This is a genomic window from Microbacterium sp. ProA8, assembly GCF_039905635.1.
GTDB classification, from domain to species: domain Bacteria; phylum Actinomycetota; class Actinomycetes; order Actinomycetales; family Microbacteriaceae; genus Microbacterium; species Microbacterium chionoecetis.
In genome coordinates, this window is the sequence record NZ_CP157000.1 from 3,070,183 (window position 1) to 3,091,171 (window position 20,989).

A 20,989-nucleotide genomic window follows, 5' to 3' on the forward strand; every position below is an offset into this window, starting at 1 on the left:
GGGCGTTTCGGTCACCCAACGATTCTAGTTCGGCCGGAAAGCACCCCTGACCGGGCGCCGGCTTCTCCCCGGAAAGTCCTGCCGTTCTTGCCGCAACGACAAGGCGAGCGGATGCCGAAGGCACCGGCATCCGCTCGCTCTCGCGTCGTCGAAGGGAAGGTCAGACGCTGGCGCCCAGGTTGGCCGCGACGAGCTCCGCGATCTGCACGGCATTGAGCGCCGCACCCTTGCGCAGGTTGTCGTTCGAGATGAACAGCACGAGGCCCTTGCCCTCGGGCGCAGACTGGTCGGCACGGATGCGACCCACGTACGCCGGGTCGGTACCGGCCGCCTGCAGCGGCGTCGGGACCTCCTCGAGCTTGACGCCGGGAGCGCTCGAGAGCACCTCGCGGGCGCGCTCGGGAGTGATGTCGCGGGCGAACTCGACGTTGATGCTCAGCGAGTGGCCGGTGAAGACCGGCACGCGCACGCACGTTCCGGCGACCCGCAGGTCGGGCAGCTCGAGGATCTTGCGGCTCTCGTTGCGGAGCTTCTTCTCCTCGTCGGTCTCGTTGAGACCGTCGTCGACGAGGCTGCCGGCGAAGGGGATGACGTCGAAGGCGATGGGGGCGACGTACTTCTCGGGCTGGGGGAAGTCCAGCGCCGAACCGTCGCGGGCGAGCCGCTCCACATCGCCCTGAGCGAGCACACCCTCGACCTGGCCCAGCAGCTCCTGGACGCCGGAGAGACCCGAACCGCTCACCGCCTGATAGGTGCTCACGATGAGCCGCTCGAGACCGGCTTCGTTGTCGAGCACCTTCAGCGCCGGCATGGCGGCCATCGTGGTGCAGTTGGGGTTCGCGATGATGCCCTTGCGCGCCTCGGCGATGGCGTGGGGGTTGACCTCGCTCACCACGAGCGGAACGTCGGGGTCCATGCGCCACGCGCTGGAGTTGTCGATCACGACGGCGCCCGCCTCGGCGAAGCGCGGCGCGTGCGCACGGCTGCCGGTGGCGCCGGCCGAGAACAGCGCGATGTCGATGCCGTCGAGCTCGGCGGTGGCGACATCCTCCACGGTCACGGCCTGGCCCTGGAAGACGATGTCGGATCCGGCCGAACGTGCGGTCGCGAAGGCGCGGATCTCGCGCACCGGGAACCCGCGCTCCTCGAGAATGTCGATCATCGCGCCGCCGACCTGGCCGGTGGCGCCGACGATGGCGACGGAGAGTCCTGAATCGGAGATGCGGGTCATGGTGTTCCTCAGCGTGGGCACAAGCGTGAAGCGGACGCGCGGGCGCCTTCGAACGCGCGGGGTTGCCCGATTCTACCGCCCTGCCGCAGAAGCGAGGTTCGCCGTTACCGTCTGCGGTATTCGTTCACGACCACACCGGTCTCGAACGCGCGGGACCGCTCCAACGCGAACCGGGTCGGCGCGTACTGGCCCGCGAACAGAGGAATGCCGTCTCCGGAGACGAACGGGTTGACCTTCAGCACCAGTCGGTCGATGAGATCCACCAGCTGTGCGGCGAGCACACCTCCCCCGCACAGCCAGATGTCGCCGCCGCGCTGCTGCTTGAGCGCAGTGACGATCTCCCGCGGGTCGTCGTCGGTGATCCGGACGCCATCTGCGCCGGCCGGCGCACCCTGCGTACGGGAGAACACGATCTGCTCGAGGTGCGAGTACGGGCTGGGCATGTCCGGCAGACCCACGGCGTAGGTGTTCCAGCCCATCAGAACCGTGGAGATGGTGCCCCGGCGAACGTCGAGTCCGAGAGCCTGGTGGATCGGCTCGGGGATGGTGTCGCCCCACTCGGGGGTGAGGACCTCGGCGTGATCGCCTTCGCTCAGGAAGGATTCGAAGCCGTGCGTCGGCGAAGCGATCCGGCCGTCCAGGCTGACGGCGACGTAGTAGACGAGTTCTCGCATGTTTCTTCTTTCACGACATGTGTAGTGGTTACTCGATCACTGTAGTGTGGTGCGCGGCCATTCACAACACCTGTCGTGAACCAGGTACAGTGCACGCATGGCTCGAAACGATGCCCGCCGCGCGGAACTGGCCGACGCCGCGATCGCAGTGGTGGCCGATGAGGGCATGCGGGGCCTCACCCATCGCGCCGTCGATGCGCGGGCGGGTGCGCCGGTGGGCACCGCATCCAACTACTTCCGGTCACGAGACGCGCTGACGGACGCCATCGTCACGCGGATCGGGGAGAGGCTCACTCCGTCCCCGGACGTGCACGAGGAACTCGCGGCGCGGTTCCCCGGGCCCGAGCTCTTCGCGGACTACCTCCGCGACATCGTCCGCCGACTGCTGGGCGACCGGCAGGTCGCGCTGGCACTGTTCACGCTGCGCCTGGAGGCGGCGCGCAACCCCACCATCGCCGACCGCTTGGGCCGGTGGATGCGCGCGGGCTTCGAGGCCGATGTGGACTTCAACCGCGACGCGGGCCTACCAGGGGAGGCGTTCGACATCGCGCTGTTCCACTACGCGATCGACGGATTGATCCTCGACCGGCTCACAGTGATGATCGACCCCGAGACCTCCACCGACGCGATTGTCGACGCCTTCGTCGATGGGCTGCTCCGCGACAGGATCTCCCCCTGATGCCCGTGGCCGGGCGCATCCGCAGCATCGCCTGATCCTCGAGCGGCTGGGCGGACGCCGCAGCCGGCGCGGTCAGCGGTCGAAGCCACCGCGGACGGCGATGGGGTGCAGGCGTCGCCCGCGAGTCAGCGGCCCGAGCCGGCGTAGACGGTCGCCTCGATGTCGCCGTCGAGCCCGTACGCGGTGTGGACGACGCGCGCGGCCTCGGCGAGATCGTCGCCGCGCACCACGACCGAGATGCGGATCTCGGAGGTCGAGATCATCTCGATGTTGATGCCCGCGACGCTCAGCGCCTCGAACAGCGTGGCCGAGACGCCCGAGTGCGTGCGCATGCCGGCGCCGACGACCGAGAGCTTGCCGATCTGGTCGTCGTGGACGAGGTTCTCGAACCCGATGTCGGACTGGTCGCCGGCGAGCGCCTTCAGCGCCGTGGCCGCGTCCGTCTTCGGGAGGGTGAACGAGATGTCGGTGCGCCCGGTGGCCGCCGCCGACACGTTCTGCACGATCATGTCGACGTTGGCCCCGGACTTGGCGATGACCTTGAAGATCTCCGCGGCTTTGCCCGGCACGTCGGGCACGCCGATGACGGTGATCTTGGCCTGGCCGAGGTCGGTGGCGACCCCGGCGACGATCGGCTCTTCCATCTCTTCTCCCTTTTCGCCCTGGGGAACGCTCATCCCCGGGCCGAGCACATAGGTCCCCACGCTCGAACTGAACGTGGAGCGGGCGTGGATCAGCACACGGTGGCGGCGTGCGTACTCGACAGCGCGGATGTACAGCACCTTCGCACCGTTGGCAGCCAGCTCGAGCATCTCCTCTGCCGACACGACGTTCAGCTTCTTGGCCTTCGGCACGACGCGGGGGTCGGCGGTGAAGATGCCGTCGACGTCGCTGTAGATCTCGCAGACGTCGGCCTCGAGCGCCGCCGCGAGCGCGACGGCCGTGGTGTCGGAGCCGCCGCGACCGAGCGTCGTGATGTCCCGCGTGTCGCGGTTGAAGCCCTGGAAGCCGGCGACGATGACGATCGCACCCTCGTCGAGGGCCTCGCGCAGGCGGATGGGCGTGACGTCGACGATGCGCGCGGAGCCGTGGTCGGCGGTCGTGATCATGCCGGCCTGGCTGCCGGTGAACGAGCGCGCCTCGAAGCCCATCGAGTGAATGGCCATCGCGAGCAGCGCCATCGAGATGCGCTCGCCGCTCGAGAGCAGCATGTCGAGCTCTCGTGGGGCCGGGATCGGGGCGACCTGCCCGGCGAGGTCGAGCAGCTCATCCGTGGTGTCACCCATCGCGCTGACGGCGACGACGACGTCGTGGCCGGCGCGGCGCGTGTCGACGATGCGCTTGGCGACGCGCTTGATGCTCTCGGCATCGGCGACCGACGATCCGCCGTACTTCTGGACGATCAGCGCCACATCGAACTCCACGGGTAAATGTCAAAGGCGAGAACGGATGCCGCACCCGAGCTGAGGGACTTCACCCAGGGATCCATCTTACGGACGCGCTCATGCGCGCCCGGCCATGTGTCGCGCGCGCCCCGCGTCGTCGGGCGCAGCCGCCACCGCGGGGCGGCGCGGGTGGATCCGATCCCGTGCGGCGCGCCGGCGAAGGCCGCCGCTAGCATCCGAGCATGGAGCAGATCGAAGCGTGGTCGGAGTTCAACGTGGCGATGGCCGGCGCGACGGCGGCCCTTGCCGGTCTCGTCATCGTGGCGGCCAGTGTCAACATCGGCGACATCATCAAGGAGGCCTCCCTGACGGCACGGCTGGCCGCGGGGATCTCCGGCCTCGTGCTCGCGCTCATCGGCTCGGCGATCGGGCTGATCCCGGGGGTCGGCCTTCTCCCCTACGGTGTCGCGATGATCCTGCTCGCGGTCGTGGCAGGCGTGTTCCAGGCGCAGGCGGCACGGCGAATCTTCGAGAATCGGCATCCCGCCAACCGACTTCGCACCGCCAAATCGGCCGTGGGCTTCCTCGCTCCCGTCGTCTATGTGATCGGCGGCGGGCTGCTGGCGGCGGGCCGGACGGACGGCCTCATGTGGTTCGCCCTCGGCTCGATCGTCGCGATCGTGGCCGCACTGCTGGTGTCGTGGATCGTACTCGTCGAAGTGCTCCGCTGACCGCGATCACGGATGCCGGCGCTCGCGGCGGCACGATCAGCTGGGTCCGATCGGCGGAAGGTCGGCCACCGGCTTGCGGGCTCGCACGACGCCGCCGGTGGCGGCGAGCCAGCACCCGGCGACGACCAGCGGGAAGCCGATCAGGAGGCCGAGCGTCAGCGGCTCGCCGAGGATGAGGGTGCCGAGCACGATCGCCACGACCGGGTTGACGTAGGTGAACAGGGGCGCGCGTACCGGACCGACGCGCGCGATCAGCGCGAAGAAGGTGATGAACGCGAGAGCGGTGCACAGCACCGCGAGAGCGATCAGCGACACGGTGCCTTCCACCGTCGGCACCTGGTGCTGGGTGAGGAACGCGATGGGCGTATAGAAGATGCCGACCGCGAGGAGGGCGAGCGTGATGGAGCCGAGGGACGGCACGTCACGCAGCTTCGTCGCGATGACGAACGGTGCGATCGCGTAGAGCAGGGCGACCAGGAGCACCTCGCCGACCGCGATGAGTCCGGCGCCGCCCTCGATGGAGAGCCCCGGTCCTGCCACGATGACGAACACCCCGATGAAGCCGATGAAGAGCCCGATGCTGCGGGCGGGGCTCAGCACCGAGCGGTCGCCGCCGCCGAAGGCGATGATCGCGGCGAACAGTGGGACCGTCGCGACGAGCAGGCCGGTCAGGCCGGAGGGAAGCGTCTGCTCGGCGTGGCCGAGGAGGAGGAAGGGCCCCGCCATCTCGATGGCGCCGAACACCAGCACCCAGCCGATCTTCGCGAACGCGGGGCGCAGCGCCTTCTGCCGGATGGCGAACGGCAGCAGCAGCAGCGCGCCGAGGAGCGTGCGTCCGGCCACCACCGCGGCAGGAGAGTAGGACTCCACGGCGATGCTGATGAACAGATACGGGATGCCCCACAGCACCGCCATCGCCGCGAACAGCAGCCACGCACGCGTGTCGAAGCGCTGCGAGGAGTTCATGTGGTGGTGCCTCTCCGTGAAGAAATGGAGCCCGCTGCGCGGATCGCCCGGCCCCGACGCTCGGGATTCCAGCATCGGGCGACCGAGCGGTGAAGGGCGAGGCGGCCGACCGCCAATCTACGGCGGAGTTCCGACATCCTCCCGGGTCAGACCGACCGTCGTCCTTCGAACGCGCGCCCGAGGGTGACCTCGTCGGCGTACTCGAGGTCGCCGCCGACCGGGAGACCCGAAGCCAGACGTGTGACCGAGATCTCGAGCGTGTGCAGCAGCCGACTCAGGTAGGTCGCCGTGGCCTCGCCCTCGAGGTTGGGGTTGGTCGCGAGGATGACCTCCTGCACCGTGCCGTCGGCGAGTCGCTGCATGAGCTGGGTGATGCGCAGGTCGTCGGGGCCGATGCCGGCGATCGGGCTGATGGCGCCGCCGAGGACGTGGTACAGCCCTCGGAACTCCCGCGTGCGCTCGATCGCGGCGACGTCCTTCGCGTCTTCCACGACGCAGACGAGCGTCTGGTTGCGGCGCGGGTCGCGGCAGATGGAGCAGCGCTCCTGCTCGGAGACGTTGCCGCACACCTCGCAGAAGCGCACCCTCTCGCGCACCACGCTGAGCAGCTCGGCGAGATGGGACACGTCGAAGTTGGGTGTCTGCAGGATGTGGAATGCGATGCGCTGCGCCGACTTCGGACCGATCCCGGGTAGGCGACCGAATTCGTCGATGAGGTCTTGGACGATGCCGTCGTACATGGGCTAGCTGAACCTCGTCGGCGGCTCGTAGGGCTCCTCGCGCACGAACGTGGCGCCGAGCACCTGACGCACCACCGCCTCGCCGTAGCGCTGGACGCTGCCCGGCCGGGACGACGAGGGGGTGCGCGTCGCGGCGACAGAGGTCAGAGGCGGTGCGATCGTCGGCGGCACCGGGACGTCGGCGATGGCCTCCGGCTGGTCATCCTCGTCGCCCTCGAGCGAAGGAGCGACCTCGGTGCGCGGAAGCACCTCGCCCTCGCGGGGTGGCGCCAGTGTCGCCACGCGCGTCGCCGCCGCCGCTTCTTCGGGCTCGTCGTCGACGGCGAACTGACCGGGCGTCTCGACGGGCATCGCCGCCGGGCCGGGGTCGGGCGGTGGAGCGTCGTCGTCGGAGGGGATCGCGGCGACGGCCCAATCGGTCACGGGTGCGGCCGCAGCTGAGGCGGCGGACGGCGCGGCGGGTGACGACGGGCGAGATGCGCGCGCCGATGCCGGCCGGCCGGGCGCCGAGCCGCCGGGCGCCGAGCCGCCCGGTGCGGCGCGCGATGCCGAAACGGGTGCCTGAGCCGACGCGAGTGCCTGAGCCGAAGCGGGCGCCTGCGGGGCCGCGGCCGGTGCGGTCGCCGACGCGCGCGGCGCGAGCGCCTCCGCGGCGGACGACGCCCGCTGATCCTCAGGCCCGGGAGCCGGCGCGGCGTGACCGCCCGCGGGCCCGGCCGAGCCACCCGAACCGCCCGCGGCGGGACCGCCCGGGCCCCCGCCGGCATCGTGACGGGCGATGTACTTCACACGGATGCCGAGCACAGCCTGAATCGCCTGGCGAAGGTCTTCGCTCGGGCCCTTGCCTGCGGCGAGCTGTTTGAACTTGACGACGTCGCTCTGGCTGGCGAACGCGAGCGTGAGCACGTCATCGTCGAGCGCCGCGGTGCGCGCGCCCGACGCCAACATCCACGAGGAGCGGCTGACGTTCTCGAGGTGACCGAGCACCTGCGGCCAGGCTGCTTGCAGCCGCTCGAGCGTGACCGGTCCGGCCGGCACCGGCGCCGGCTCGGCGGGCGCGCCGGCCGCCGGCGCGGACTGTGTCGCGGTGGTCGACGCGGGCACGGCGGCGGGCGCAGGAGCGGTGGTCGGCGTGGCAGCGGGCGCGGCGGCGGCAGGCGCACTCACCGCAGCGGGCGCGGCGACAGCGGCGGGCGCAGCCGCAGGTACCGCCGCAGGTCCGCCGCCTGCTCCTCGTGCGAGCACGCGCGCGACCATGAGCTCGAGCTGGAGCCGGGGCGAGGTCGCGCCGGTCATGTCGTCCAGCGTGGCGATGACGAGGTCGGCGATGTGGGAGAGCCGCGACGTCCCGAAGGCGTCGGCCTGGCGCTGCATGCGCTCGAGGTCCTCGGTGGACACCCCGCGCAGCACCGCGGCAGCGCCCTGACCGGTCGCCGACACGACGATGAGGTCGCGCAGACGCTCGAGCAGGTCGTCGACGAAGCGTCGCGGGTCCTGGCCGGTCTGGACGACGCGGTCGACCGCGGCGAAGGCCGCTGCGGCGTCGGAGCCGGCGAACGCGTCGACCACCTCGTCGAGCAGCTCGGCGTGCGTATAGCCGAGCAGCGCGACGGCGCGCGCGTACGTCACCTTCGCGTCCTCGGATCCGGCGATCAGCTGGTCGAGCAGCGACAGCGTGTCTCGGGGAGATCCGCCGCCGGCGCGCACGACGAGCGGCAGCACGCCCCGTTCGACGTCGACGCCCTCCTGCCCGCACAGCTGCTCGACGTACTCGAGCATGGCTGCCGGCGGCACCAGTCGGAACGGATAGTGGTGGGTACGCGAGCGGATCGTGCCGATGACCTTCTCGGGCTCGGTCGTCGCGAAGATGAACTTGACGTGGTCGGGCGGCTCTTCGACGAGCTTGAGCAGGGCGTTGAAGCCCTGCGGCGTGACCATATGGGCCTCGTCGAGGATGAAGATCTTGAACCGGTCGCGGGCGGGTGCGAACACGGCCCGCTCGCGCAGGTCTCGGGCGTCGTCGACGCCGTTGTGGCTCGCGGCGTCGATCTCGACGACGTCGAGCGAGCCGCCGCCGCCGCGGCCGAGCTCGACGCAGCTGTCGCACTCGCCGCAGGGCGTGTCGGTCGGTCCCTGCGCACAGTTGAGGCAGCGCGCCAGGATGCGCGCCGACGTGGTCTTTCCGCAGCCGCGGGGGCCCGAGAAGAGGTACGCATGCCCGACCCGGTCGCTGCGCAGCGCCGTCATGAGCGGTTCGGTGACCTGCGACTGCCCGATCATCTCGCCGAACGACTCGGGTCGGTAACGGCGATAGAGGGCGGTGGTCACTCCCCCAGCCTACGGCGTGACGCCGACATCGCGGTGGCTGGTCGCGCCGCCTGCTAGATTGCTCGGCAGTGACACGGGGTGCCCGCGCGGCGGGCTGAGAACACACCCGTCGAACCTGATCTCGATCATGCGAGCGAAGGGATGTCGCGATGAACGCGCGCACCGAGACCCACCTGTCCGCCCTCTTCCCGGCGGCCGCGCTGACGGCGCTGCGCGAGGCCCCGCCTCTGGTGCAGTGCATCACCAACGCGGTGGTGACGAACTTCACCGCCAACGCCCTCCTCGCCGTCGGCGCGGCTCCGGCGATGTGCGACATCCCGGGTGAGGCGGGGCTGTTCGCCGGCGTCGCCGACGGCGTGCTGGTCAACCTCGGCACCCCGACCGCGGAGCAGCGCGATGCCGCCCGCGAGGCCGTGCGGCATACGTCGCGGTGGGTGCTCGATCCCGTCGCGGTCGGCGTGCTCCCCGTGCGCACGGCTCTCGCGGCCGAGTTGCTCGAGCACCGTCCGGCGATCGTCCGCGGCAACGCCTCCGAGATCCTCGCGCTGGCCGGTGAGGGCGCCGGCGGTCGCGGCGTCGATGCGACGGACGGAACGGATGCCGCAGCCGGCGCCGCGCGATCGCTCGCGCTGCGCACCGGCGGCGTGGTCGCCGTGTCGGGCCCGGTCGATCTCGTGACCGACGGCGAGCGGGTCGTGCGGATCCACGGCGGCGACGCGCTTCTCACCCGCGTCACCGGCGGCGGCTGCTCGCTCGGCGCGGTGATGGCCGCGCTGCTCGGCGTGTGCGCCCCGCTCGAGGCCGCCGTGGCGGCATCCGCTCTCTACGCGGTCGCCTCGGAACGCGCCGCGGCGCGGTCAGAGGGGCCGGGGTCGTTCGCCGTGGCGTTCCTCGACGCGCTCGACGCCGTGGCGGCGGCGCCCGCCGAACTCGATGCGCGCGTCGCCGACGCGCTCGTGGCTCGATGACCCGCGCTGCCGGGAGCCTCGCGGTGCATCTCGTGACCGACGACCGCCTGCCGTTCGACCGGCTGCTCGACGTCGTCGACGCCGCGGTCGGGGCAGGAGTCGACGTGGTGCAGCTGCGCGCCAAGTCCGTCAGCGCGCGCGAGCTGCTGCGGCAGGCGGTGGTGATGGCGGACGTCGTCGACCGCCGCTGCCTGCTGCTGGTCAACGACCGTGTCGACGTGGCCGTGGCCGCGCGCGATGCCGGAGCGCGCGTCGACGGCGTCCACCTCGGCCAGGGCGACCTCCCGCCCGAGACGGCCCGACGCCTCCTCGGGGCGCACGCCATCATCGGATGGACGGCGAACTCGCCGGAGCACGCGGCCGCGGCATCCGCTCTGCCTTCGGGCGTGGTCGACTACCTCGGAGTCGGCGTGATCCGGCCGACCTCCACCAAACCCGACCACCCTCCGGCGCTCGGCATCGACGGCTTCGCCGCGTTCGCGACGAGCACGACCGCACCCTGCGTCGCGATCGGCGGAGTGCGTGTGAGCGACGTCGCCCCGCTGCGGGAAGCGGGTGCAGCGGGCATCGCGGTGGTCTCGGAGATCTGCGCGGCCGCCGATCCCGCAGCGGCCTCACACGCGCTCCGCACCGCCGCCGACGCGCGCACGCTCGGCGCCGAGGCGGTGGCGCGGTGAGCGGGTTCGTCACGCAAACCGCGACGGCGACGACGCCCCAGCGCGGGCAGGCGATCCCGCGCGTGCTGAGCATCGCCGGCACCGACCCGACGGGCGGCGCGGGCATCCAGGCAGACCTCAAGTCCATCGCCGCGCTGGGCGGCTACGGCATGGCGGTGGTGACCGCCCTCGTCGCGCAGAACACGCGCGGCGTGCGCGAGGTGCACGTGCCGCCGGTGGCGTTCCTCGTCGCGCAGCTCGACGCCGTGTCGGATGACGTCGAGATCGACGCGGTGAAGATCGGGATGCTCCAGTCGGCCGAGATCATCGGCGCCGTGCGCGAGTGGCTCGACCGCGTGCGCCCGCCCATCGTGGTGCTCGACCCGGTCATGGTGGCCACGAGCGGCGACCGGCTGCTCGACCCCACCGCCGAGGACGCGCTGCGCGCACTCGCGAGCGAGGCGGACCTCATCACTCCGAACCTCGCCGAGCTCGCCGTGCTCGTGCGTCGCCCACGAGCGACGACATGGGGGCAGGCGCTCGCCGACGCGCGGGCCCTGGCGAGCGCGACGGGAACGGCCGTGCTGCTCAAGGGCGGGCATCTCGACGACGCCGACTGCCCCGATGCGGTCGTCGCGGCCGACGGCGCGGTCCACGAGGTGGGCGGCATCCGCGTCGCGACCCGCAACACACACGGCACGGGCTGCTCGCTCTCGTCGGCGATGGCGACCCTGCGCGCGGACGGTGCGACATGGCCCGACGCCCTGGTGCGCGCGAAGACCTGGCTCACCGGCGCACTCGCGCACGCCGATGCGCTGGGTGTGGGTGAAGGCAGCGGCCCGATCGACCACTTCCATGAACAGCGGGTCGCGGCATCCCGCCCCGCCGCGTCGTGGTCGGCACAGGCGTGGGAGGCCGCCATCACCGTGCGCGCCGACGTCGACGCCCTCGACTTCGTCCGAGGGCTGGCGGACGGCAGCCTGCCGCGCGCGACGTTCCTGCGCTACCTCGCCCAGGACGCGCTCTACCTCGGCGAGTACTCCCGCGTGCTGGCGAAGGCGAGCGCGCTCGCGCCGAGCTCCGAGGAGCAGGCGTTCTGGGCGCGCGCGGTCGAATCCTCGATCGTCGAGGAGCGACGGCTGCACGAGTCGCATCTCGGGACGGCCGCGGACACACCCGCGCCGCAGACCCTGGCCTACACGAACCACCTGCACGCCTCGACGCGGTCCTACGGGGAGCTCGTCGCCGCGCTGCTGCCGTGCTTCTGGCTGTACACCGACCTCGGCCTCCGCCTGGCGGCCCGGCGCCACGACGGGCACCCGTACGACGACTGGCTCGCGACGTACGGCGACCCGGGGTTCACGGCCGCGACCGCGCGTGCGGCAGAGATCGCCGACGCAGCGGCGCGAGAGGCCGGACCGCAGGAGCGCGCGCGCATGAGCGCCGCGTTCGCCCGCTCGATGGAGCACGAGCGGGAGTTCTTCGCCCGCGTGTGACCATCGGGCGCACGGCGGGCGCCCGCCCGACAGGCAGGAGATCCGGCGGAAGCAGGACGAATCGCCTCGGATCGCCCTGTTCTCGCCGGATCTCCCGTTCGCGCGGAGCGGTCAGGCGTCCGCCCCGTGCTCGACGTCCGCCGCGCCCACGATGATCGGGATCGTGGAGGTGACGGTCGGCACCGAGGCCGACAGCAGCGATCCGTCCTCCCGGCGGGCGTCGCCGAGCTCGCGGAGCGACGGACGCCCGGCGATGACGGGACCCTGTCCGTCGAGGCGCGCGACGATCTCTTCGCCCGCGCCGACGACGTAGCCGACACCGCGCACGCTGAAGCCGACGGGCTCGCCCTCGGTCGCGCGCACGCGCAGCTCGTCGCGGGTGACGGTGACGACCAGGCGCGTGCCGTGCCAGTGCAGCACGAACTCGAGCGACGGCCACGTGGCGGGCAGGCGCGGGTCGAACGACAGCTCGCCGAAGTGGTCGCGCATGCCCCCGAAGCCCGAGACCAGCGCCGTCCAGACGCCGCCCGCGGACGCCACGTGCACGCCGTCGGCCGCGTTGTGGTGCAGGTCGCCGAGGTCGACGAAGATCGACTCCCGGAAGTACTCCAGCGCCAGATCCTGATAGCCGACCTCGGCCGCGAGGATCGCCTGCACGACCGCCGACAGCGTCGAGTCGCCCGTGGTCAGCGGGTCGTAGTACTCGAAGTCGGCGAGCTTGTCTTCATCCGAGAAGTGGTTGCCCTGGAGGAACAGCGCGAGCACCACGTCGGCCTGCTTGAGCACCTGGTACCGGTAGATGACGAGCGGGTGGAAGTGCAGCAGGAGCGGGCGCTTGTCGGGCGGCGTGTTCTCGAGGTCCCAGATCTCCCGCTCCAGGAACACGTGATCCTGTGGATGGATGCCGAGTCCCGGGCTGAACGGGATGTGCATGGCCTCGGCGGCCCGCTCCCACGCCTCGGGCTCGCCGGGCTCCAGCGCGAGACGGTCGACCATCTGGCGGTAGACCTCGCCGTCGACGTCGGCCATGTCGCGCACGGTGCGCGCCGCGAAGCGCAGGTTGAACCGCGCCATGACGTTCGTGAACAGGTTGTCGTTGACGACGGTGGTGTACTCGTCGGGGCCGGTGACGCCGTGGATGTGGAAGGTGTCGCCCTCGCCGTCGACCACCCCGTCGTTCGAGCGCCAGAAGCCGAGGGTCGCCCACAGCCGCGCCGTCTCGACAGCGATGTCGACGCCCTCCCGGTAGAGGAACTCGTCGTCGCCCGTCGCCCGCACGTACTTGGCGAGCGCATAGCTGACGTCGGCGTTGATGTGGTACTGCGCCGTGCCGGCGGCGTAGTACGCGGATGCCTCTTCGCCGTTGATCGTCCGCCACGGGAACAGGGCTCCCGCTTCGTTCAGCTGGAACGCGCGCCTGCGGGCGGCGGGGAGCATGAGGTAGCGCATACGCAGGGCGTTGCGCGCCCACAGCGGCGTCGTGTAGGCGAGGAACGGGAGGACGTAGATCTCGGTGTCCCAGAAGTAGTGCCCGGAGTAGCCCGACCCCGTCATGCCCTTGGCCGGAACGCCCTGGCCGTCCGCGCGGGCCGTCGCCTGCGCGAGCTGGAACAGGCACCAGCGCGTGGCCTGCTGCAGGTCGCCGTGGCCGCCGATGCGCACATCCGAGCGCTGCCAGAACTCTTCCAGCCATGCCCGCTGCCGCGCCTCGATCGCCCCGACGCCCTCTGCGAGGGCGCGGTCGAGCGTCCGACGGCAGCGGTCGACGAGCTCGCGCGAGGGCACGCCGCGGGAGGTGTGGTAGCTGACGAGCTTGGTGACCCGCACCGGCACCCCGGCCTTGGCCTGCACACGGAACACGTTCTTGGCGATGTCGGGTTCGATGAGCGTGCGCGAGGTGTACTCGTTCTCGGTCTCGACCAGGTGGTCGGCGATCACGGCGACGGTCATCCCCGAGTCGGTGGCGCGGTACGACAGCGCCGAGCGCAGCTTGTCCTGCCAGTACTCCTGCGGCTGCAGCACCCGCTCGTGGAGCTTCTCGGTCTTGCGCGGGTCGAAACCGGCGCGCCTCGGCGCGGTGGGGGTTCCGCCGTAGACGTCCTCCCCGTCCTGCCGGTTGATCATCTGGCAGCTGACGGTGACCGGGGCGTCGGCGTTGAGCACCGTGACCTCGATCGTCATCACCGCGAGGTGCTTCTCTTCGAAGGAGACGAGCCGCTCCATGTCGATGACGACGTCCTTGCCCGACGGCGTCATCCATCGAACATGCCGGCGGAGCACGCCGTCGCGCATGTCGAGAGCGCGCTCGTACTCGCGGATGTCGGCCACATCGAGCGACAGCGGCTCGTCGTCGACGTACACGCGCATGACCTTCGCGTCGGGCGCGTTGACGATCGCCTGTCCCACCTCCGCGAAGCCGTACGCCTGCTCGGCGTGGCGGATCGGGAACGTCTCGTGGAAGCCGTTGATGAAGGTGCCCTGCTCGTGCGCGAAGCGCCCTTCGGGGTGATTGCCGCGCAGCCCGAGATAGCCGTTGCCGACGGCGAACAGCGTCTCGGTGACGCCGGCGTCGTCGAGGTCATACGACGACTCGACCAGTCGCCACTCGTCGACGGGGAAGCGGTCGCGGTCGATCATCGTACGAATTCCTCCAGGTCCTGGACCACGACGTGCGCCCCGGCGTCGATCAGGTCCTGCACACCGACACCGCGGTCGACACCCACCACGAGACCGAAGCCGCCGGCCGCCGCCGAGCGCACGCCGCTGATGGCATCCTCGACCGCGGCGCTGCGAGCGGGCTCGACCTGCAGCATCCGTGCCGCCTCCACGAACACGTCGGGCGCGGGCTTGGAGGCGAGGTGGTCGCGTTCGGCGATGACACCGTCCATCACGACCGTGAAGCGATCACGGATGCCGGCTGCCGCCAGCACCTCTTCCGCGTTCTTGGAGCTCGACACCACCGCGGCGGGTGTGCCGGCCGCGGCGAGCACATCGAGCAGGCGCAGGGACCCCGGATAGGCCTCGATGCCCTCGGCGCGCAGCACGCGCTCGAAGACGGCGTTCTTGCGGTTGCCGATGCCGCAGACCGTGTCTGCGGACGGCGGGTCGGACGGATCGCCCCAGGGCACCTCGACGTCGCGCGAGCGCAGCAGGCTCGCCACGCCGTCGTAGCGCTTCTTGCCGTCGAGGTGGTCGAAGTAGTCGCGCTCGGTGTACGGCGGGGTGATGTCCCAGGCGGCGAAGAGCTCTTCGAACATGGTCTGCCACGCGTGCATGTGCACTTCGGCCGTCGGCGTCAGGACGCCGTCCAGATCGAAGAGCACAGCGTCGAACGCGGTCAGATCGGGCAGGGCGTCGTAGGCCACAGAACCTCCGGGAGCGAGTGCGGGTGAGCTCGGCACTCCACGATGCGTATCTCAGCGAGCGTGCCGTTCAGCAAGCGTAATGCGGTCGGGCGCCGGGTCGACACCCCGCGAGGGTTACGGGCGGGCGACGCTCAGGGTCTGGCGCGCGATCTCGAGCTCCTCGTCGGTCGGGACGACGAGAACCGTCACGGCCGAGGCATCCGTCGAGATGATCCGGATGCCGCGCTCGGCGCTCTCGTTGCGCGCGTGGTCGATCTCGACGCCCGCGAAACCGAGGGTCTCGAGCGCCCCCGCGCGTACGCCGGGGGCGTTCTCGCCGACGCCCGCGGTGAACGAGATGACGTCGGCGCCGCCGAGCTGGGCGAGGTAGGCCCCGGCGTAGGAGCGCAGCCGGTGGACGTAGACCTCGAAGGCGAGCTGCGCCCGCGGCTCACGGCGTTCGACGGCGGCACGGATGTCGCGCAGATCGTTGGATCCCGCAAGTCCCAGCAGTCCGCTGCGCTTGTTGAGGAGGTCGTCGAGGTCGTCGACGGTCATGCCGGCGCGCCGCTCGAGCTGGAAGAGCACGGCCGGATCGATGTCGCCCGAGCGCGTGCCCATGACGAGGCCCTCCAGCGGCGTGAAGCCCATCGAGGTGTCGATCGACCGGCCCCCGTCGATCGCGGTGACCGACGCGCCGTTGCCCAGGTGGAAGACGATCTGCTTGAGCTCGCCGAGCGGCCGCCCGAGGAATGCGGCGGCCGCTTCGCTGACGAACTTGTGCGACGTGCCGTGGAACCCGTACCGGCGGATGCGATGGGATGCCGCGACCTCCGCGTCGATCGCGTACGTGTAGGCGGCGGGCGCCAGGGTCTGGTGGAAGGCGGTGTCGAAGACGGCGATATGCGGCACATCGGGGAACGCCGTGCGGCCGGCCACGATCCCCGCGAGGTTCGCGGGGTTGTGGAGCGGTGCGAGCACCGAGAGCTCGTCGATGTTGATCTCTACCAGCGGGGTGATGAGCGTGGGCTCGAAGAACCGCGCGCCGCCGTGCACGACACGGTGCCCGACGGCGACCGGCGGAGTCTCGGAGAGCGACGGACCGTGCGCCGCGAACGCCTCGAGCATGACGGCGAAGCCGGCGGTGTGGTCGGGGATCGGCAGCTCGCGCGTGCGCGTCGCGTCGAGCACGGCGGGCGCCGGCCCGGTTGCGGACGCGAGGGCCGCCGCATGGACGGTGTGACGGGCGACGCCCACCGGTTCGCCGATGCGCTCGACGAGGCCTGACGCGAGCGTGCGCTCGGTGTCCATGTCGAGGACCTGGTACTTGAACGACGACGAGCCGCTGTTGATGACGAGCACCGGGGTCATGCGGGTCACTCCCGGATTCCGGTCGTTGAGCGAGCGAGGAACGAGGGAGACGAAACGTGCTCGAGACGCAGCTGCGTTTCGTCTCGCTTCGCTCGCTCAACGACCGAGAGTGGCATCATTCCCCCTGCGCCTGGATCGCGGTGATCGCGATGGTGTTGACGATGTCGTCCACGAGCGCGCCGCGTGACAGGTCGTTGATCGGCTTGTTGAGGCCCTGCAGCACCGGTCCGATCGCGACGGCCCCCGCCGAGCGCTGCACCGCCTTGTAGGTGTTGTTGCCGGTGTTGAGGTCGGGGAACACGAACACCGTGGCACGTCCGGCCACATCCGAGCCGGGCATCTTCGCCGCGGCCACGGCGGCGTCGGCGGCGGCGTCGTACTGGATCGGCCCCTCCACGAGCAGCTCGGGCGCGCGCGAGCGGACGAGGGCGGTGGCATCCCTCACCTTCTCGACGTCGGCACCCGACCCGGACTCGCCCGTCGAATACGAGAGCATCGCCACCCGCGGCTCGATGCCGAACTGCGCGGCCGTCGCGGCCGACGAGATGGCGATGTCGGCGAGCTGCTCGCTGGTGGGGTCCGGGATGACGGCGCAGTCGCCGTAGACGAGCACGCGGTCGGCGAGCGCCATCAGGAACACGCTCGAGACCACCGAGACGCCCGGGCGGGTCTTGATGATCTCGAACGCCGGGCGGATGGTGTGCGCGGTCGTGTGGACGGCACCCGAGACCATGCCGTCGGCGAGCCCCAGGTGCACCATCATCGTGCCGAAGTAGGACACGTCGGTCACCGTGTCCGAGGCCTGCCCGAGCGTGACGCCCTTGTGGGCGCGCAGCCGGGCATACTCCTCGGCGAACTTGTGGACGTGGACGGGGTCCAGCGGCGAGAGCACCTCGGCGGCCCGGATGTCGATTCCGAGCTCGATCGCGCGCGCCCGCACCTCGAACGGCTCGCCGAGGATCACCAGGTCGGCGATGCCGCGCTTGAGCACCGTCGCCGCCGCGCGCAGGACCCGGTCGTCGCCGCCCTCGGGCAGCACGATGCGCCGGCGCTGCGAGCGCGCGCGCTCGATGAGCTGGAACTCGAACATCAGCGGTGTCACGACCGTCGCGCGCGCGAGGCCGAACGCCACGAGCAGCTCGTCGGTGTCGACGCTCTGCTCGAACAGGGCGAGAGCCGTGTCGTACCGGCGCTGCGAGTCCGCGGCGAGGCGGCCGCGGGTGCCCATGATGCGCACCGCCGTCTCGTAGGTGCCGAGCTCGGTGGTGATGATCGGCACGCTCGAGCCGAGTCCGTCGATCAGCCGTGTCACCGGCTCGGGCAGCTCGAACCCGCCGTTGAGCACGATGCCCGAGATCGAGGGGAAGGTGCCGGAGGCGTTGGCCAGCAGGGTGGCCAGCAGCACCTCGGAGCGGTCGGCGGGGATGATGACGACGGCGCCCTCGAGCAGGCGGGGAAGGACGTTGACCATCGACATGCCGGCGACGACCACGGCGAGCGCTTCGCGGGTGAGCCGGTCGGGGTCACCTGAGAGCAGCTCGCCTTCGACCGAGCGCATGATGCCGCGGATCGACGGGGCCACCAGATGGCGATCCTCGGGGATGGCCCACACCGGAACCGGTGACGCCGGCACGGTCGCCTCTCCGCGGTGGGTGTCGACCGAGCGGCGGATCGCCGCGATGGTCTCTTCGGCGCTGTCCGCCTCTGCACGGTTGGCGACGACGGCGAACAGCTTCGCGCGGCCGTGACGCAGCTCGGCGAGCGCGAGGTCGGCGATCTGACCCATCTCGTCCGGCGTCCGCGGGAGCGATGACCCGAGCTGCTCGGGCTGCGTCTGGTTCTGCGCGGAGCGGCCGCCGAGCACGAGCAGCACCGGCGCGCCGAGGTTGGCGGCGATGCGGGCGTTGTAGGCGAGCTCGGCGGGGCTGCCGACATCCGTGTAGTCGCTCCCCACGATGACCACAGCCTCGCACTGGGCCTCGACCGCTTTGTAGCGCTCGACGATCGTCGCGAGCGCGGCATCCGGGTCCTGCCGCACGTCGTCGTACGTGACGCCGACGCAGTCGTCGTAGGGCAGGTCGACGCCGTCGTGGTCCAGCAGCATCTCGAGCACGTAGTCGCGTTCGATCGTGGAGCGTGCGATCGCCCGGAAGACGCCCACGCGCGCCGTCGCGTGGCTCAGCGCATCGAGCACGCCCAGCGCGACCGTCGACTTTCCCGAGTGGCCTTCGGCCGAGGTGATGTAGATGCTCTGAGCCACCCGACCAGACTATGGGGCGAGCAGGATTCCGCGCCCTATTGGGCGGGCGGGATGCCGCGGCAGGCTGACAACGGGATCATGGGGCGCGATTACGCTCGAGGCATGCCTGAGCCGCGCCCCGGAATCGACGTCCCCGATCACCGCGGCCGCACCGGCCTCGACCGGGCGGGACGCGACCTGCAGCGCAACCCGGACGTCCGCGTGACGGACGTCGAGGTGCTGGCCTCGGCATGGCACGTGCTGCGGCGGACCACACTGGAGTACCGCGACCCGGCGGGCCGGTGGGAGACGCAGCAGCGCGAGACCTACGATCGCGGCAACGGCGCCACGGTGCTGCTGTACGACCCCGAGCAGCGCACAGTGCTCCTCACACGCCAGTTCCGCTACCCCGTCTACGTCAACGACCACGCCGACGGCATGCTCATCGAGACCGCGGCGGGGCTCCTCGACGACGACGACCCGGCGACGGCGATCCGACGGGAGGCCGCCGAGGAGACGGGCGTCGAGGTGGGCGAGCTCGAGCACGTCTGGGACGTGTACATGAGTCCCGGCTCGGTCACCGAGCGCCTGCACTTCTTCGCCGCCCGGTACGACGGCTCGACCCGCACCGGCGACAGGGGCGGCCTGCAGGAGGAGGGCGAGCACATCGAGCTGCTCGAGATCGGCATCGACGAGGCGCTGGCGATGGTGCGCGAGGGGCGGATCCAGGACGCGAAGACCATCATGCTGCTGCAGTGGGCGGTGCTCGACGGCCCCTTCGCCGCCGGCCCCTGAGCCTGTTCGAACGCTCGGTCCATCGAAGCGCCCGGGAAAATTAAGACTCTCCGCGAACCCGGCAGAGCCTGGTTACCCTTGCTACGTTTCCGTCCTGGGGGAGTTGGCCTGGATGCCGCCTCGCGGAGAGCTTCTGACAGTCTACCCGGTCCGCGCGGGGGTCACGTCACACCATCAGGGTCGAGCGTCGGCGGTGCTGGTGGCGGCCGCATCCCTGTAGGACGACGACCGGCGGGCCGCGGCATCCAGCGTTCTCCCAGTGCCGCGGCGGGTGCACGGTGGATAGGATCGATCCGTGGGCGAGGACGCCCTCACCCACCCGCCCACCGCCCGCTCGCGGGCGGAACAGGAGGCCTCGATGGTCGACACCGCGACGGATGCCCGAACCGGACCGGAGGCGCTCGCGGGCGCGCTCACCGCCGAGGGATTCGCCCGCATCACGGACGCGATCCTCGCTGCGGTCGCCACGGTGATCGACGGCAAGCCGGACGCGGTGCGCAGCTCCCTGGTCTGCCTGCTCGCCGAGGGGCACCTGCTTATCGAGGACGTGCCCGGCGTCGGCAAGACCATGCTCGCGCGGGCCCTGGCGACCTCCGTCGATGCCACGGTCCGCCGCATCCAGTTCACGCCCGACCTTCTGCCGGGAGACGTGACCGGTGTGAGCGTGTTCAATCCCGTGGATCGCGAATTCGAGTTCAAGCCCGGTGCCATCTTCGCCAACATCGTCATCGCGGACGAGATCAACCGCTCATCCCCCAAGACCCAGTCCGCACTCCTGGAGGCCATGGAGGAGCGGCAGGTGACCGTCGACGGCCGGACGCACTTCGTGCCCGAGCCGTTCCTCGTCGTCGCCACGCAGAACCCCCTCGAGATGGAGGGAACCTACGCCCTTCCCGAGGCCCAGCGCGACCGCTTCATGATGCGCATCTCGATGGGTTACCCCGACGCGCGGTCCGAAGCGCTCATGCTCCGTCAGCGCGACACCGCGAACCCGCTCGACCAGCTCGCGTCGGTCGTCTCGGCCGACCAGGTGTCGGAGCTGATCGGATGGGCGCGGGCCGTGCATGTCGCCCCGGCGATCGAGGACTACGCGGTCGCCCTGGCCCAGGCCACGCGCACCCACAGCGACCTGCGACTGGGCGCGAGCCCGCGCGCGACCCTGCAGCTCGTCCGCGCGGCCAAGGTCTGGGCGGCGCTCGACGGGCGCGGGTTCGTCATCCCCGATGACATCACGGCGCTCCTGGCGGCGGTGTTCGCCCACCGCCTCATCCCGACGCGCGCCGCGGGCGGCGCACGCGGCGGCAGCGCGGCCGACGCGATCGCGACGATCCTCGAGCGCATCGCGGCGAACGTCCGGGTGCCGATCGCCTCCCGTCAGTGAGACGA

At 71.0% G+C, this 20,989-nt stretch carries 17 protein-coding genes, 1 other RNA gene and 1 riboswitch; of the genes, 7 read left to right on the forward strand and 11 right to left on the reverse strand.

Going from position 1 to position 20,989, the window contains the following annotated elements; translation table 11 throughout:
• Nucleotides 1–160 precede the first annotated feature (160 nt).
• Together ABG085_RS13800 and ABG085_RS13805 are read right to left on the reverse strand one after the other, a co-directional pair.
• Entirely contained in the window at nucleotides 161–1,231 is a 1,071-nt protein-coding gene (locus ABG085_RS13800; protein WP_347976300.1) for an aspartate-semialdehyde dehydrogenase, read from the reverse strand.
• A gap of 104 nt (nucleotides 1,232–1,335) precedes the next feature.
• Nucleotides 1,336–1,905 (reverse strand): dihydrofolate reductase family protein, encoded by a 570-nt coding sequence (locus tag ABG085_RS13805; RefSeq protein ID WP_347976301.1) that lies wholly within the window; start codon nucleotides 1,903–1,905, stop codon nucleotides 1,336–1,338.
• Nucleotides 1,906–2,002: 97 nt separating this feature from the next.
• Between ABG085_RS13805 and ABG085_RS13810 the strand changes: the two genes are divergently transcribed.
• Nucleotides 2,003–2,584: a TetR family transcriptional regulator gene (locus tag ABG085_RS13810; RefSeq protein WP_347976302.1), complete on the forward strand. Its 582-nt coding sequence runs from the start codon at nucleotides 2,003–2,005 to the stop codon at nucleotides 2,582–2,584.
• Between the two features lie 125 nt (nucleotides 2,585–2,709).
• On the opposite strand, the gene ABG085_RS13815 is transcribed toward ABG085_RS13810, so the two are convergent.
• Nucleotides 2,710–3,996: an aspartate kinase gene (locus tag ABG085_RS13815; protein WP_347979202.1), complete on the reverse strand. Its 1,287-nt coding sequence runs from the start codon at nucleotides 3,994–3,996 to the stop codon at nucleotides 2,710–2,712.
• Nucleotides 3,997–4,211: 215 nt separating this feature from the next.
• Between ABG085_RS13815 and ABG085_RS13820 the strand changes: the two genes are divergently transcribed.
• The gene (locus tag ABG085_RS13820; protein WP_347976303.1) at nucleotides 4,212–4,700 is read left to right on the forward strand and encodes a hypothetical protein; all 489 of its coding nucleotides are present in this window, start codon (nucleotides 4,212–4,214) and stop codon (nucleotides 4,698–4,700) included.
• A gap of 36 nt (nucleotides 4,701–4,736) precedes the next feature.
• Here the strand turns inward: ABG085_RS13820 and ABG085_RS13825 are convergent, their stop codons facing one another.
• The 3 genes from ABG085_RS13825 to ABG085_RS13835 all read right to left on the reverse strand — a co-directional run bounded on the left by ABG085_RS13825 (nucleotide 4,737) and on the right by ABG085_RS13835 (nucleotide 8,734).
• Nucleotides 4,737–5,666, reverse strand: coding sequence for a DMT family transporter (locus ABG085_RS13825; RefSeq protein WP_347976304.1), 930 nt, complete (start codon nucleotides 5,664–5,666; stop codon nucleotides 4,737–4,739).
• A gap of 146 nt (nucleotides 5,667–5,812) precedes the next feature.
• The gene (gene recR, locus ABG085_RS13830) at nucleotides 5,813–6,406 is read right to left on the reverse strand and encodes a recombination mediator RecR (protein ID WP_194413307.1); all 594 of its coding nucleotides are present in this window, start codon (nucleotides 6,404–6,406) and stop codon (nucleotides 5,813–5,815) included.
• Between the two features lie 3 nt (nucleotides 6,407–6,409).
• Nucleotides 6,410–8,734, reverse strand: a complete 2,325-nt coding sequence (locus tag ABG085_RS13835; RefSeq protein ID WP_347976305.1) for a DNA polymerase III subunit gamma and tau — start codon at nucleotides 8,732–8,734, stop codon at nucleotides 6,410–6,412.
• A 64-nt stretch (nucleotides 8,735–8,798) separates the two neighbouring features.
• Nucleotides 8,799–8,893, forward strand: a riboswitch (TPP riboswitch).
• On the opposite strand from ABG085_RS13835, the gene thiM reads away from it, so the two are divergent.
• From thiM to thiD, 3 genes are all read left to right on the forward strand, one after another.
• Nucleotides 8,884–9,702: a hydroxyethylthiazole kinase gene (thiM, locus tag ABG085_RS13840; protein WP_347976306.1), complete on the forward strand. Its 819-nt coding sequence runs from the start codon at nucleotides 8,884–8,886 to the stop codon at nucleotides 9,700–9,702. (Overlaps the previous riboswitch by 10 nt.)
• Nucleotides 9,699–10,379: a thiamine phosphate synthase gene (gene thiE, locus ABG085_RS13845; protein WP_347976307.1), complete on the forward strand. Its 681-nt coding sequence runs from the start codon at nucleotides 9,699–9,701 to the stop codon at nucleotides 10,377–10,379. The genes thiM and thiE overlap by 4 nt, the downstream gene beginning before the upstream one ends.
• On the forward strand, nucleotides 10,376–11,854 hold the full coding sequence (gene thiD / locus ABG085_RS13850) for a bifunctional hydroxymethylpyrimidine kinase/phosphomethylpyrimidine kinase (protein ID WP_347976308.1): 1,479 nt from the start codon (nucleotides 10,376–10,378) through the stop codon (nucleotides 11,852–11,854). The genes thiE and thiD overlap by 4 nt, the downstream gene beginning before the upstream one ends.
• A gap of 111 nt (nucleotides 11,855–11,965) precedes the next feature.
• Here thiD and ABG085_RS13855 read toward each other — a convergent pair whose 3' ends face one another.
• The 4 genes from ABG085_RS13855 to pta form a co-directional block, all read right to left on the reverse strand.
• Complete coding sequence (locus ABG085_RS13855) at nucleotides 11,966–14,491, reverse strand: glycosyl hydrolase family 65 protein (RefSeq protein ID WP_347976309.1); 2,526 nt, start codon at nucleotides 14,489–14,491, stop codon at nucleotides 11,966–11,968.
• Nucleotides 14,488–15,219, reverse strand: coding sequence for an HAD-IA family hydrolase (locus tag ABG085_RS13860; RefSeq protein ID WP_347976310.1), 732 nt, complete (start codon nucleotides 15,217–15,219; stop codon nucleotides 14,488–14,490). Before ABG085_RS13860 ends, ABG085_RS13855 begins: the two co-directional genes overlap by 4 nt.
• 114 nt (nucleotides 15,220–15,333) lie before the next feature.
• Nucleotides 15,334–16,569: an acetate kinase gene (locus tag ABG085_RS13865; protein ID WP_347979203.1), complete on the reverse strand. Its 1,236-nt coding sequence runs from the start codon at nucleotides 16,567–16,569 to the stop codon at nucleotides 15,334–15,336.
• 115 nt (nucleotides 16,570–16,684) lie between these two features.
• Nucleotides 16,685–18,829: a phosphate acetyltransferase gene (gene pta / locus ABG085_RS13870; RefSeq protein ID WP_347976311.1), complete on the reverse strand. Its 2,145-nt coding sequence runs from the start codon at nucleotides 18,827–18,829 to the stop codon at nucleotides 16,685–16,687.
• Nucleotides 18,830–18,931: 102 nt separating this feature from the next.
• On the opposite strand from pta, the gene ABG085_RS13875 reads away from it, so the two are divergent.
• Nucleotides 18,932–19,603, forward strand: a complete 672-nt coding sequence (locus ABG085_RS13875) for an NUDIX domain-containing protein (RefSeq protein ID WP_347976313.1) — start codon at nucleotides 18,932–18,934, stop codon at nucleotides 19,601–19,603.
• A 38-nt stretch (nucleotides 19,604–19,641) separates the two neighbouring features.
• On the opposite strand, the gene ffs is transcribed toward ABG085_RS13875, so the two are convergent.
• An RNA gene (ffs, locus tag ABG085_RS13880) (signal recognition particle sRNA small type) lies at nucleotides 19,642–19,738 on the reverse strand.
• Nucleotides 19,739–19,961: 223 nt separating this feature from the next.
• Between ffs and ABG085_RS13885 the strand changes: the two genes are divergently transcribed.
• Nucleotides 19,962–20,984: an AAA family ATPase gene (locus ABG085_RS13885; RefSeq protein WP_347979204.1), complete on the forward strand. Its 1,023-nt coding sequence runs from the start codon at nucleotides 19,962–19,964 to the stop codon at nucleotides 20,982–20,984.
• The last annotated feature ends 5 nt before the right edge of the window (nucleotides 20,985–20,989 follow it).